At 59.2% G+C, this 13,252-nt stretch carries 12 protein-coding genes; 10 read left to right on the top strand and 2 right to left on the bottom strand.

Translation table 11 applies throughout. The features are described 5' to 3' along the window. Window position 1: 1 nt before the first annotated feature. Together RUA4292_RS18175 and ubiA are read right to left on the bottom strand one after the other, a co-directional pair. Window positions 2–1,936, bottom strand: a complete 1,935-nt coding sequence (locus tag RUA4292_RS18175) for an OmpA family protein (RefSeq protein ID WP_058278865.1) — start codon at window positions 1,934–1,936, stop codon at window positions 2–4. A gap of 65 nt (window positions 1,937–2,001) precedes the next feature. Next, window positions 2,002–2,964, bottom strand: a complete 963-nt coding sequence (gene ubiA / locus RUA4292_RS18170; protein WP_058278864.1) for a 4-hydroxybenzoate octaprenyltransferase — start codon at window positions 2,962–2,964, stop codon at window positions 2,002–2,004. A 12-nt stretch (window positions 2,965–2,976) separates the two neighbouring features. On the opposite strand from ubiA, the gene RUA4292_RS18165 reads away from it, so the two are divergent. The 10 genes from RUA4292_RS18165 (at window position 2,977) to pheT (ending at window position 13,224) form a co-directional block, all read left to right on the top strand. Then, complete coding sequence (locus tag RUA4292_RS18165) at window positions 2,977–3,702, top strand: 16S rRNA (uracil(1498)-N(3))-methyltransferase (protein ID WP_058278863.1); 726 nt, start codon at window positions 2,977–2,979, stop codon at window positions 3,700–3,702. Further along, window positions 3,699–4,547 carry a GNAT family N-acetyltransferase gene (locus RUA4292_RS18160; RefSeq protein WP_058278862.1) on the top strand — a complete coding sequence of 283 codons (849 nt, stop codon included), beginning with the start codon at window positions 3,699–3,701 and terminating at the stop codon, window positions 4,545–4,547. Before RUA4292_RS18165 ends, RUA4292_RS18160 begins: the two co-directional genes overlap by 4 nt. Next, window positions 4,544–5,071, top strand: coding sequence for a hypothetical protein (locus RUA4292_RS18155; RefSeq protein WP_058273616.1), 528 nt, complete (start codon window positions 4,544–4,546; stop codon window positions 5,069–5,071). The genes RUA4292_RS18160 and RUA4292_RS18155 overlap by 4 nt, the downstream gene beginning before the upstream one ends. 64 nt (window positions 5,072–5,135) lie before the next feature. Then, window positions 5,136–6,506, top strand: coding sequence for a glutamate--cysteine ligase (locus RUA4292_RS18150; protein WP_058273615.1), 1,371 nt, complete (start codon window positions 5,136–5,138; stop codon window positions 6,504–6,506). Between the two features lie 64 nt (window positions 6,507–6,570). Next, window positions 6,571–7,692 (top strand): Hint domain-containing protein, encoded by a 1,122-nt coding sequence (locus RUA4292_RS18145; protein ID WP_233493491.1) that lies wholly within the window; start codon window positions 6,571–6,573, stop codon window positions 7,690–7,692. A gap of 65 nt (window positions 7,693–7,757) precedes the next feature. Then, complete coding sequence (pheS, locus tag RUA4292_RS18140) at window positions 7,758–8,831, top strand: phenylalanine--tRNA ligase subunit alpha (RefSeq protein ID WP_058278860.1); 1,074 nt, start codon at window positions 7,758–7,760, stop codon at window positions 8,829–8,831. Continuing rightward, complete coding sequence (locus tag RUA4292_RS18135; RefSeq protein WP_058278859.1) at window positions 8,828–9,382, top strand: hypothetical protein; 555 nt, start codon at window positions 8,828–8,830, stop codon at window positions 9,380–9,382. Before pheS ends, RUA4292_RS18135 begins: the two co-directional genes overlap by 4 nt. Before the next feature lie 89 nt (window positions 9,383–9,471). Beyond that, complete coding sequence (locus RUA4292_RS18130; protein ID WP_058278858.1) at window positions 9,472–10,266, top strand: CE1 family esterase; 795 nt, start codon at window positions 9,472–9,474, stop codon at window positions 10,264–10,266. Window positions 10,267–10,307: 41 nt separating this feature from the next. Then, window positions 10,308–10,739, top strand: a complete 432-nt coding sequence (locus tag RUA4292_RS18125; RefSeq protein WP_058278857.1) for a cupin domain-containing protein — start codon at window positions 10,308–10,310, stop codon at window positions 10,737–10,739. 88 nt (window positions 10,740–10,827) lie between these two features. Beyond that, entirely contained in the window at window positions 10,828–13,224 is a 2,397-nt protein-coding gene (gene pheT, locus RUA4292_RS18120; protein ID WP_058278856.1) for a phenylalanine--tRNA ligase subunit beta, read from the top strand. The last annotated feature ends 28 nt before the right edge of the window (window positions 13,225–13,252 follow it).

The raw sequence follows: 13,252 nt of genomic DNA, 5'->3' as shown, positions 1-13,252 counted from the left end.
TTTACTGGTCCCCTGCGCCCGAGTCGGTTTCCGCATCCGTTTCCGCGGCTTTGGCCTCTGGCTCTGCGTCTTGTGACGTCTCTGTTTCGTCTTCCATCGCTTCCAGCGCGGTTTGAGATTCGGCGGTGGATTCGGGCCGGATCAGGCGGAATTCGATGCGTCTGTTTTCTTCCCGCCCGATTTCGGTGTCATTGTCGGCGATTGGCTGGGTTTCACCATAGCCCAAGGCGGTAAAGCTGGCTGTGGGCACGCGCCGCGCGCGCAGTTCATTTAAGATGGATTGTGCACGCGACTGGCTGAGCTGCTGGTTCATCTCTTCGCGACCTTGGCTGTCAGTGTGGCCCTGAATCTCCAGCCGGATGGGTCCGCATTCCCGCAGGATGTCGGCGATCTGATTGACCGTATCGCGCGATTCGGCGGCGACCGTGGCAGAACCTGGTTCAAAGGCGATTTTGGAACCCGCCTGAACCTCGGCGATGCGCTCTTCGCAAACATCCGGGTCGGGCAGCTTGTCTGCGGGCTCGGGTGGCTTTTGATAGGTGATCGACAGGCTGAAATCTTGTGCCTCGCCCAGTTTTTCCGACAAAAGCCCCGAAACATAGGCCCGGGTTTTGGGATCGTGGCTGATGCCGTTCAGAACCACTTCGTCCGGTGTCACGGTTAGCGCGCCATTGTGCAGTTGCGACAATGCCTCAAGCCCGCTGAGAACGCGAATGGGCCAATCAGCGGGCAGGTCAGGGGCCACGCGGGTTGCGGTATGGACGTGTTCATAACCAAAGGCTGCACGGGCATAGCTGTCGACCATGTCGCGCTGGGTTTCATCCCCCAGGCGGCCGCGCATTTGCACCAGGCCTTCGGGACTTCGTGTTGCTGAGAATTCGGGCGGGCCGGATTGGTTTTCCGTTTCGGGTTCCGGCAGAACCGCGTGCAGGGCAAAGACCTCGGGCAGCGCGTTTTCCAGTTCACCGATCACCTGATCAAACAGCGCGGCACCAGTGCCTTCGGCCGCGACCAGAGTGATATCTGCATCTGACAAAGTCACCGTACCCTGGCCGATTTCTGACAGCGCCCGAATGCTTAACACGGCGGCGTCGGGCCAGCGAGGCGAGGGTTCACCCAGACCGATGGTGCAGGAATAAGGCCCGGTCAGACCAGCATCCTGGGCGGCTGCGACGATCCGGTCCCGCGCCTTTTCATCCTGGGCCGAACAGGCGTCGAATTGCCCGCCATTTTCGTCGATCAGATAGCGCAGGGTGAAGGGTGTAATGACCGGGCGCGGTGCGGAAATGGACAGGCCAATGCGCAGGCTGGGCGGTGCCGCGCGCGTCAGCTCTTGCTCCAGCCGTTCTTTTTCCTGCTGGCTGTCGGCAATTGCTGTCACCTTTACAAGCCCGGGGCTGGCCGAGATTTTGGCCCGCGGCAGTCGGGTCAGCGCCTCAACAGCAAAAGCGATCGCATCGTCCCAGCCTTTGGGCTTTGGATAGTCGGCGGTTTCCAGCAAATCAGATATCGGCCCGTCATTCAGCGTTCGCAATCTTTTCGTCAGTGCGTCGCGGTCTTCGCTCGCCGGGATCAGGCCAATAACCGAGATACCGCTGTCATTGCGGAGAATTTCGGCTGAAAAGCGTGGGGAGGCCAACTGCGTCGAAGGCGCGACTTCCATTTCATCAATCACGCGCGAGGTGTCGACCTCGGTCCCCGCCGCCGTCAAAGCGTTGAATCGTGTGGCCTCATCTGTGGCGGTGCCGGTCAGAACCACCCGCAGCCCGTCTGACTGTACCTCGGCCCAGTTATGGCCTTTTAGGTCCAGCGCACGCCGAACGGCGAATTCCGAGGCTTCTTCGACCTTTGTTACGGCAAAGCTTGCCGCCAGCAGAGACAGCCCGGCGGACGCAAGGAAGACAAAGGCAACGACGAAGAAATAAGGCAGACGCATGTGCGAACTATCGACTCCTCGGGTGAGTGTTCAGAACTCTTACAGAGGCCTCGGCCCGGGTGCAATCAGAGCAGCAAGGCGACGCAAAGGAATATCAGAGGAATAAGGCCGGTATCACGGTTGGCGCGGAACAATTGCAGCAGTTTGGCGTTGTCCTCGATATCAAGTCCCCGCAATTGCCATGCCATGTGCCACCCCATCGCCCAAGGCCCCCCAAGGGCCACTACCAGGGCAATGATTGACGCCTGGGTCGTCGCGGCGTCAATGATTGCCAGTCCCATAAGCGCCACTGTTGCCATCAGGAAATACTTCAACCACCGCGCAGTATCGGTGCCAAACAGCCGGGCGGTGGACTTGATCCCGATCAGCTCGTCATCTTCGGCGTCCTGATGGGCATAGATCGTGTCGTAAAACAGCGTCCACGCGATCCCGGCTAGGTACAGCGTGATTGCGGGTATACCCACGGTTCCCGTGTGGGCAGCCCAGGCCAGCAGGATGCCCCAGTTGAATGCCAGCCCCAGAAACACCTGTGGCCACCAGGTGAATCGCTTGGCAAAGGGGTAGATCGTCACCGGCAACAGCGACAGTACGCCCATCGCAATTGCGGCGTGGTTGAAGGTCAACAGAATCATCAGCGCCAGCAGGCATTGCAGTCCCATCCAGGTAACGGCCTGGCGCACACTGACCTGACCGGACGGGATTGGGCGGGACCGTGTGCGTTCGACCTGACCATCGAATTCGCGGTCGGTGATGTCGTTCCATGTACAGCCAGCACCGCGCATCAGAAATGCGCCGAACGCGCAGCCGATGGCGATCCACAGATCCTCCCACCGCGGGGTGCCGTCGCTGAGGATGGCCAGTGCCAATCCCCACCAGCAGGGAATCAACAGCAACCACGTGCCGATGGGCCGGTCAGCGCGGCTCAGGCGCAGGTAGGGGCGGGTGAACGCGGGCGCATATGTATCGACCCAGTTGCCGCTGACAGCGTCGGCAACCTGACCGTCTGGTGTTGGGGCATTGCCTTGCATATGTAAGGTCTCATGAGTGCAAAGATCAGACTGTATGTAGAGCACCCTCTGGGTCAGGGGCAATCGGTTCCTTTGACGCGCGAGCAGGCCCATTACCTGTTTGGCGTTATGCGCCTGTCCGTCGGTGGACATGTCGCGCTGTTCAATGGGCAGGACGGAGAGTGGCTGGCCGAGGTAATAGTGGCAGGCAAGCGGGGCGGCGTCTTGTCCTGCGTTGAGCAATCCAAACCGCTGCAACTGCCCCCAGACCTGTGGTTCCTGTTCGCGCCGATCAAAAAGGCGCGGACTGACTTTATCGTTGAAAAGGCAGCGGAAATGGGAGCGGCGCGGATCATGCCGGTGCAAACGGAATTCACCAATTCGGAACGCATTCGTCAGGACCGCTTGCAGGCGCACGCCGTTGAGGCGACCGAGCAATGCGGTGGAACATTTGTGCCCGAGGTGGCTGATCTGCAGCGATTGGATCGCGTGTTGGAAAGCTGGCCCGAAGGGCGGCAACTGATGTTCTGCGATGAGGCCGAGGTAGGCTCGGCCCTACGGTTGGCTGGCAATGAAACGGACCAATCCTGGGCTATTCTCATCGGCCCCGAAGGTGGCTTTTCCGAGCGTGAACGCGCGAGGCTGGCCGCGTTGCCATATTCACATGTGGTCAGCCTTGGCCCGCGCATCCTGCGCGCCGATACGGCTGCCGTAGCGGCGCTGACCATGTGGCAGCAGGCGCTGGGGGACTGGGTGTGAACTGGCAAGAAGCGCAAGGCGCAGACGTTCCAAAGATCGACAGGTTCCTGTTCGAACACATCCAGACGTCCATGTTCCCTCTGGCGAACCTGCGGGATTTCGGCTTGCGCGGCTCAGACCCGCGCGCCGTGAACTTGTGGAAATTGGGTGAAGGTCCGCGGGCGGTTTTTGGAATCACAAATGAAGGTATGGTTCTGCCGCAATGCCCAGAATGCTCGGACGAAGACCTGAGCCATGCGATTCGCCTGATCCGAGGGCGCAAGTTGTTCGGTCTGGCGGCTGAGGCCACTCAAGCTGGTCGGATCATGCAGCTTGCGGGATGGGAAGACCGGCCTGCAACCCTAAACAGTGACGAGCCGGGATTCTCGCTGGATCTGAATCAACTTGTCATGCCGGACGCCACCGGCGCGAAACTGGTGCCGCTGGATGAACTGGACCGATCCATAACAGTGGGATGGCGACAAGACTACCTGATCGAAGCAATGGGCTTTGACCCCGAACGCGCGCAACCTCAGGCACAAAAAGATATCGCTGCCTATATCGAACGCGATTCTCATCGGGCCTTGTTGATGGATAACCAGCCGGTAGGAATGACCGGGTTCAACTCGCGTTTGCCAGAGGTTGTCCAGATTGGGGGCGTGTACACGCCGCCCGATCTTCGGGGGCATGGATACGCCCGACTGGCAGTGGCGCTGCATCTACGCGAGGCGCACAGCAACGGCGCAACCCGCGCTGTTCTGTTTGCCGCTAGCGATGCTGCCGCGCGTGCCTATATAGCAATTGGGTTCCGGCCAGCAGGCCACTATTCCCTGATTCTGTTCAAAAACCCCGAGGACACGGCATGAGTTTCATCCGACCCGAAGCCAAACTGGCCCTGTGGCGCTGGCGCGAAGTGCTGGTGGCAGGGGTCGTCTTGTTGGTCGGCCTCAGCTGGATCGGCGGACCCGGTGGATTGCTGGGTTGGCTGGGCTGGGTTCTGATCGCAGTCTCGGTGGCGCTGGCCGTTATTGGCATTCAACGGGCCCGGTTCCGAACCGGTGCAGGTGGCCCTGGTCTGGTGACAATCGATGAAGGTCAGATCACTTACCTGGGGCCGCTGACAGGCGGCATCGTTGCGACACGTGAAATCGAGCGCCTTGCGCTGGACCCGACATCGTCCCCGGCGCATTGGATTTTGGATCAACAGGGTCAGCCGACGCTTCACATTCCTGTGAATGCAGAAGGCGCCGAAGCTCTGTTCGATGTGTTCTCGGCTCTTCCGGGCTTGAAAACTGAACAAATGCTGTCGGAACTGAACGGTGGCGCGACGCATCCTGTGGTTATTTGGGAACGCACGCCTCTGCGTCCGGCCCATTTGAGGCTGCATTGACACTGGCGCGGTTTAAGACCACGACTGACCAAACGACAGACACATCAGGATCGGAGCACGGTTCATGTCCATTCCCCAGTCCGGCGGCGGACCGATCGAACGCCATGAGCAACTGGCCGAATATCTGGAATCGGGCTGCAAGCCCAAACAGGATTGGCGCATCGGAACCGAACATGAGAAGTTCGGCTATTGCAAAGACACGCTGAAACCGCTGCCCTTTGAGGGCGAGCGCTCTATCCTTGCCGTGCTGCAGGGTTTGCGTGATCTGCACGGCTGGGCCCCGGTGGAAGAGGCCGGCAAGCTGATCGGGCTGGAAAAAGACGGCGCCAATGTTTCGCTGGAACCCGGTGGGCAGTTGGAATTGTCAGGCGCGCCGCTTGAGACCATTCATGAAACTTGTGACGAGGTGAACGCGCATCTGCGCGATGTGAAGGATATCGCGGACAAGATCGGTGTCGGCTTCATCGGCCTTGGGGCCGCCCCGATCTGGACCCACGAGGAAATGCCGCTGATGCCCAAGGGGCGTTACCGGCTGATGAATGACTACATGGAAAAGGTCGGCACCATGGGCCGGTCGATGATGCGCCGGACGTGTACGGTTCAGGTCAATATCGACTTTGGATCCGAGGCTGACATGGTGCAGAAACTGCGCGTCGCGCTGGCGTTGCAGCCGGTGGCAACCGCACTATTTGCCAATTCGCCGTTCTTTGAGGGTAAGCCAAACGGCCAAAAAAGCTGGCGCAGCTATATCTGGCGGCATCTGGATGATGCGCGCACCGGGATGCTGCCTTTTGTGTTCGAAGACGGGTTCGGGTTCGAGGCTTGGGTCGAATACGCCTTGGATGTGCCGATGTATTTCGTCTATCGCGACGGCAAGTATATCGACGCGCTGGGCCAGTCCTTCCGTGACTTTCTGCAAGGCAAACTGCCTGCATTGCCGGGCGAAACGCCGACTTTGTCAGACTGGGCTGATCACCTGACCACAGCCTTCCCCGAGGCGCGGATCAAGAAGTTCATGGAGATGCGCGGGGCCGATGGTGGCCCATGGCGGCGCCTGTGTGCCTTGCCCGCATTCTGGGTGGGTTTGACCTATGATCAGGGTGCGTTGGATGCGGCCTGGGATCTGGTCAAAGGCTGGGACGCCGAAACGCGCGAAGAGCTGCGGGTTGCCGCGGCCCGGGACGGTTTGCAGGCGCAGGTCGGCGATATCAACATGCACGATCTGGCTGGTGAGGTGGTTTCGATCGCCCAAGCCGGCCTGAAATCCCGCGCCTTTCCCGGTGCAGGTGGGTTGGTACCGGATGAGACGCATTTCCTGAATGCGCTCAAGGACAGTATCGAAACAGGCAAGGTTCCGGCGGATGAATTGCTGGATCACTATAACGGCGACTGGAACGGCGATCTGACCCGGATTTATCCCGATTTCAGTTACTGACTGTCTCTTAGGTCTGTTGCCTTTAGGAGAGTATTTGCCAATTAACGCGATGTGACCTTGCCATGTGGCAGGGTCCTGCGAGTATGATTGGCGGGATATTCCCGAGCGTGATGGCGTCATGGCCCGTATCAGCGAACTGCATTATTCCAATGCCTATGCCGCCCAAAGCGGTGTGTCCGAGTTCCTAGAGGTTGCGCTGAGATCCGATGAGGATCCGGCCAATTTCACTGTGTCCTTCTATCAGGCGAATGGTCAGGTTGGGATCGAAATTCCGCTGGATCACCCGTCGGTTCAGGTTTCGACAGACCCTGACAACAACGAACAAGTCTTTGTGATTTCAGCGGACTTCTTTCCGATCTTGCTGACCGATCCCAATGGCGGTGGCTCTACCAACTATGAAGCTTATGCGCTGACCAATACGTCGACGGGCGAGGTCATTGATTTCTACGATATCGGTGGCGGAACTACAGATATCGTCGCTCAAAACGGGTTGGCCGCCGGCGAAACTTCGGAAAATCTACCGGTTCTTGTCGGGCCGAACCAAACCACAACGACCCTGCAATTCAATCAGCCCAACCCGGACACACTGGTGCATGCGCCGCTCTCACCCGGCGATTCAGGCGCGCCGTGTTTCGCGGCTGGCACGTTGGTCGACACGCCAGACGGCCCGCGCAGGGTTGAAACTCTGGGGCCGGGTGATCTGGTATTAACGCAGGACGATGGTGCTTGCATCATTCGCTGGGCCGGTGGCTGCACTGTTTCAGGACGGGGTCGTTTTGCACCCGTTCGCATCCGTTCCGGCGCGTTGGGGGCCGAAAAGGACATTTACGTCTCGCCGCAACACCGTCTGCTGGTCGCAGGTTGGCAGGCGCAACTGTTGTTCGGAGAAGATGAGGTTCTTGTCGCGGCCAAATCAATGGTCAATGACACGACCATCACATCCGCGCCTTGCGACCTTGTCCACTATGTCCACCTGTTCTTTGACCGGCATCAACTGGTGTCGACCTCTGGTCTGATCTCGGAAAGCTTCTTTCCCGGGGCGCAGGGCCTGTCGAGTCTTGCTCGCGAAGCCGCAGACGAGCTGTTCGCCCTGTTCCCCGAGCTTTTGGATCAGCCACAAACTTATGGCCCGACCGTGCGCCCGGTCCGGTGCGGCCCACAAGTGGCAATGCTGCGGGCGATCTGATCCGCCCCTCTTGCTTTCGCAGACTGCTGTGATAGCAGAGCTTCAACAGCATTCAGGGAACCGTCATGGACGATCTTAAGGGAAAATATCTGGGTCAGATCGCCGATGCAGGCGACGAAAACGCACTCGAAGCGATCCGTGTCGCAGCTGTCGGCAAAAAGGGCGAGGTCGCGCTGAAGATGCGTGAGCTGGGCAAGATGACGCCCGAGGAACGCCAGGTTGCAGGCCCCGCGCTGAATGCCCTGAAGGATGAGATCAACTCGGCCCTGTCCGCCAAGAAAGCCGCTTTGGCCGATGCCGCCCTGGATGAGCGTCTGCGCACAGAATGGTTGGACGTCACCCTGCCGACCCGCGCGCGCCGTCAGGGGGCGATCCATCCTGTTAGCCAGGCGACCGAGGAGCTGACCGCGATCTTTGCCGAACTGGGCTTTTCGGTGGCCGAAGGACCGTGGATCGAAGACGACTGGTACAACTTTGACGCCCTGAACATCCCCGGCCACCACCCCGCGCGGGCCGAGATGGACACGTTCTACATGCACCGCGCCGAGGGTGACAATCGCCCGCCGCACGTGCTGCGCACCCATACCTCGCCGGTGCAGATACGCTCGATGGAGAAACAGGGCGCGCCGATCCGCATCATTTGTCCGGGCGGCGTGTACCGCGCCGATTATGACCAGACCCACACGCCGATGTTCCATCAGGTCGAGGGTCTGGCCATCGACAAGGACATCTCGATGGCGAACCTGAAATGGGTTCTGGAAGAGTTCGTGAAGGCGTTCTTCGAGGTCGATGATGTCGAACTGCGCTTCCGCGCCTCGCACTTCCCCTTCACCGAGCCATCGGCCGAGGTCGATATCCGCTGTTCCTGGGATAACGGTCAGCTGAAGATCGGCGAGGGCGACGACTGGATGGAGATTCTGGGGTCCGGCATGGTCCACCCCAAGGTGATCGCCGCAGGCGGGATTGATCCCGAGGTCTATCAGGGCTTTGCCTTTGGCATCGGTATCGACCGTCTGGCAATGCTGAAATACGGCATCCCGGATTTGCGGGCGTTCTTTGACAGTGACCTGCGCTGGTTGCGCCACTATGGGTTTGCGGCGCTGGATATGCCGAACCTGCATGGTGGTTTGTCGCGTTGAGCGAAGTTGAGGTGATCACGGCATGCGAAAACGTGTGCCGTGATTTTGGTCTATTCGGCGAAATCCTCAGTAGTCTTGAACCCTTTGTGCCTGTGCTAGCGGCATTGGTTGCGGCTTGTGGTGCATATTTGATTGCTGTGCGGGCTTACGCGCAGCAAAAAGAACTTGATAGAAATTCTCGCATCGTTGAAGAAAAACAAAGGGTTTATCAAGAATACCTAAAAACCATAGCGGATGAATTCGGTATCATTGGTGGAGAGGTGGATCAGGAAAAGCTCCGCAAACTTCGATTTGAAATAGTTCGACGCCGTATTGAAATCCTCTGTATTGGATCGGACGAGGTCGTTCGGTTGGTCAATCAAGTCTCAGATACTAGAAGTGGCTGGAAAACAACGGAAGATATTGAGAACTATTGGAATTGTATTGCTGAACTCGCGTTTATTATGCGGAAAGACTGTTTTCCCGATACGAAGGCCACAGTCGACGACTTTTTGGTAGCGCTTCCTTTTTCCTTTAAGGAGCAAGCTGGAGATATAGCGGAAACTCAATGAAGCTTGGCAAGTTCTCACGTGAAGCAATCGCTACTTTTCTGACAATTATTTTACGTGACAGCGGGCGAAGGCTCGCTAGGTTTCTGTGGATGATTTACCGACTGTTTTGCCTCTTTCTGCTGACTGCTACCCAAGCCGCCGCCGTGGACACTTGTCACGGCGATACCGCCTGTGACCTCGGCGACCGCTCATACCACGTGTTGGAGCCGGACGACTGGGACAGTGAAACACCCTTGCCAGTGCTGCTGCATTTCCACGGCTGGGCACGGCAGGGGACGGTGGTGGTGAACCATGAACGCATCGCCGGAGCCACAAAGCTGCGCGGTGTGTTGCTGGTGGCCCCGAACGGGTTGGGAAAAAGCTGGGATTTCTGGACCTCGGACACGCGCGATGTCCCCTTCGCTGATCGGGTGCTTGAGGATGTGGCCAAACGCTATCCGATTGATCCGGAACGCATCTATGTCTCGGGCTATTCCTTTGGCGGTGCGATGGCGTGGCGCTATGTGTGCCAGTCGGGCAATGACACGGCTGCTTTGATGGCGGTCGCGGGGTCGATCCGTCAGACCGAGCACTGCCCGCAAGCTCCGGCCGAGGTGCGCCATGTGCACGGGACCAGCGACACCGTGATGGATTTCCCTTTTGGGCCGGGCGGGGACACGACTTATCCAGTGGCGCTGTGGCGGCAGAAATATGGTTGCCACAACGCCACCCCGGGCGGGGATTGGAGCGTCGTGCCGATCCTGACGCTCAGCCGGATGGAATGGACCGATTGCGCGCAGGGGCAGGTGGTGCTGGACACACATTCCGGTGGACATTTCATTCCCCACGGCTGGATCGGACGGCAGTTGGATGAGCTGCTGGGGCGCGAGCCGACATATCCCTGATCATTTGACTTGCAAAGGTATTTCCAGCTTGGTTGCCCGGAATGATCCGAAAATGGAACTGCCCGATGCGAACCTTGCTGCTAAGCGCCCTGATCCTTGCAACCACACCTGTTCTGGCGCGCGATACGTATCCGCCGGTTGAGGTTCTGTTGCAGGCCGATAAGTCCGTGATTGGTGAACCGCTGGAATACCCCGAAGGCAAGGCGCAGATAACCATGGCCATCGTGACCATGCAGCCCGGCCAAAAAACCGGCTGGCACCGGCACGAGGCCCCATTGGCGGCTTACATGCTAGAGGGTGAAATCACCGTGATTTACGGAGATGCCGGGACCAAAACCTACAAAACCGGCGATGCGTTGGTCGAGGCATTCCGCTCCCCTCATGCCGGGGTGAACTCAGGCGAAGATATCGCTCGGATTCTGGCGGTGTTTGCCGGTGCAGAGGGCGTTTCCAACACGGTCGCGGAAGAGTAGGCACCCAAGCCCCCCGCACCCTCTTTCCCCTGTCCGCAATATCCGTTAAACGCGGTCTGACCCTAGATTTACTGGCGGATACCGACCGATGAAATTCACTCTTTCCTGGCTGAAAGACCACCTCGACACCGATGCGTCGGTGGATGAGATTGCAGAGACGCTGACCGATCTTGGACTGGAAGTCGAAGAGATCGTGAACCCTGCGGACCGTCTGGCAGGCTTTACGCTGGGCTATGTGAAACACGCGGAAAAGCACCCGGATGCGGATAAGCTGCGCGTTTGCACGGTCGCGACTGATGAAGGCGATCTGCAGATCATCTGCGGCGCGCCCAACGCACGCGAAGGTATCACGGTCGTGGTCTGTAAGCCGGGCATGTATATCCCCGGTCTGGATCTTACGATCAGCGTGGGCAAAATCCGCGGCGTCGAAAGCTTTGGCATGATGGCCTCGGAGCGGGAGCTGGAGCTGTCAGAAGAACATGACGGCATCATCGAGCTGCCCTCGGGCGAAGTCGGCGACAAATTCGTCGACTGGTTGGCCGAGAACGAGCCGGCAAAAGTTGATACGATGATCGAGATCGCGATCACGCCGAACCGCCCCGACGCGCTGGGCGTAGCCGGGATCGCTCGCGATTTGGCTGCACGTGGCGTCGGTACGCTGAAAGAACGCGGCTATACACCGGTGCCGGGTGAGTTCGAAAGCCCGATCAACGTAACGATCGACGAGGATACACGGGACGGTGCGCCGCATTTCACCGGCCGCCTGATCAAAGGGGTCAAGAATGGCCCCAGCCCGCAATGGCTGCAGGATCAGTTGAAGGCAATCGGCCTGCGTCCGATCTCGGCTTTGGTGGATATCACCAACTATATGACGTTCGACCAGAACCGCCCGCTGCACGTTTTCGATGCGGACAAGGTGCAGGGTAACCTGCGCGTTCACCGAGCCAAGGGCGGTGAAAAGCTGGTTGCGCTGGACGAGAAAGAATACACTCTGCAGCCCGGTATGATGGTGATTTCGGACGATAAGGGCCCGGAGTCGATTGCCGGGATCATGGGCGGTGAGGAAACTGGTTGTACCGAGGACACCGTGAATGTGTTCCTTGAAAGCGCGTTTTGGGATCATGTGCAGATCGCTTTGACCGGCCGTGCGCTTAAGATCAACTCGGACGCGCGCTATCGGTTCGAACGTGGCGTGGACCCTGAATACACGCTGGAAGGGTTAGAACATGCGACGCAGATGATCCTGGATATCTGCGGTGGCGAAGCCTCGAAAGTGGTCGAAGCTGGCAAGGCACCGGATCACTCGCGGGCCTACAAGCTGGACGCTGAACGCGTGCAGTCGCTGGTGGGCATGGACATTCCGGAAAGCGAGCAACGCCAGACCCTAACCCGCTTGGGCTTTCGTCTGGAAGGCGAGATGGCGCATGTCCCCAGCTGGCGTCCCGATATCATGGGTGAGGCCGATCTGGTGGAAGAGGTCGCGCGTATCGCATCCCTGACCAAACTGCAGGGCAAGCCGCTGCCGCGTGTGACGGATGGTATTCCCAAGGCGGTGATGACCCCGACGCAACGGCGTCAGTCGATGGCGCGTCGCACTTGTGCGGCGCTGGGGTACAATGAATGCGTCAGCTATACGTTCATCGATCAGGCTTCGGCTGCCTTGTTCGGTGGCGGGGATGAAGCGACGCAGTTGGAAAATCCGATCTCGTCCGAGATGAGCCATATGCGCCCCGATCTGCTGCCCGGTCTGCTGCAGGCCGCCGCCCGCAATCAGGCGCGAGGGTATGCAGATGTCGCGCTGTTCGAGGTTGGCCCGGTTTTCCATGACGGCGAACCTGGCGATCAGAAAACCCAGATTACCGGGCTGCTTGTCGGTCGCAACGGCCCCAAGGACGTGCACGGTGCCTCGCGCCCAGTTGACGTGTTCGATGCCAAAGCAGATGCCGAGGCCGTGCTGACGGCCATTGGTGCACCCGCCAAGGTGCAGGTCCTGCGCGACGGTGACGCCTGGTGGCATCCTGGTCGTCACGGCAAAATTTGTCTGGGTCCCAAAAAGGTGTTGGGCGTCTTTGGGGAACTGCATCCACGGGTGTTGCAGGCGATGGGCATCAAAGGCCCGGCGATGGCCTTCACCATCTGGCCAGAAGAGGTGCCTCTGCCGCGTAAATCCGGCGCTACCCGCGCCGCGCTTGAACTGCGTGATTTGCAGGCGGTCGAGCGGGACTTTGCATTCGTCGTCGACGAGAGTGTCGAGGCGCTGACATTGGTGAACGCCGCAGCCGGCGCCGACAAAGCTTTGGTTGAGGACGTCCGCGTCTTTGACGAATTCATTGGCGGCAGCCTGGGTGAAGGCAAGAAATCACTGGCCATTACCGTGCGCCTGCAGCCGACGGATGCGACGCTGAAGGAAAAAGACATCGAAGCGGTCGCCGAAAAGATCATCGCCAAGGTTACCAAGGCAACAGGCGGTACATTACGCGGTTGATGCCTGGCCGCCGCTGGCGGGAGTGTTT

The organism is Ruegeria atlantica, from assembly GCF_001458195.1.
GTDB classification, from domain to species: Bacteria; Pseudomonadota; Alphaproteobacteria; order Rhodobacterales; family Rhodobacteraceae; genus Ruegeria; species Ruegeria atlantica.
The sequence above is the reverse complement of the archived record's forward strand: the minus strand, read 5'-3'. Positions and strand labels throughout refer to the sequence as shown.

Coding starts and splice junctions, on each gene's coding strand:
- RUA4292_RS18155 (WP_058273616.1), top strand. CDS start 4,544: ATGAGTTTCATCCGACCCGAAGCCAAACTGGCCCTGTGGCGCTGGCGC.
- RUA4292_RS18175 (WP_058278865.1), bottom strand. CDS start 1,936: ATGCGTCTGCCTTATTTCTTCGTCGTTGCCTTTGTCTTCCTTGCGTCC.
- pheS (WP_058278860.1), top strand. CDS start 7,758: ATGGACGATCTTAAGGGAAAATATCTGGGTCAGATCGCCGATGCAGGC.
- RUA4292_RS18130 (WP_058278858.1), top strand. CDS start 9,472: ATGATTTACCGACTGTTTTGCCTCTTTCTGCTGACTGCTACCCAAGCC.
- RUA4292_RS18125 (WP_058278857.1), top strand. CDS start 10,308: ATGATCCGAAAATGGAACTGCCCGATGCGAACCTTGCTGCTAAGCGCC.
- RUA4292_RS18165 (WP_058278863.1), top strand. CDS start 2,977: ATGAGTGCAAAGATCAGACTGTATGTAGAGCACCCTCTGGGTCAGGGG.
- ubiA (WP_058278864.1), bottom strand. CDS start 2,964: ATGCAAGGCAATGCCCCAACACCAGACGGTCAGGTTGCCGACGCTGTC.
- pheT (WP_058278856.1), top strand. CDS start 10,828: ATGAAATTCACTCTTTCCTGGCTGAAAGACCACCTCGACACCGATGCG.
- RUA4292_RS18150 (WP_058273615.1), top strand. CDS start 5,136: ATGTCCATTCCCCAGTCCGGCGGCGGACCGATCGAACGCCATGAGCAA.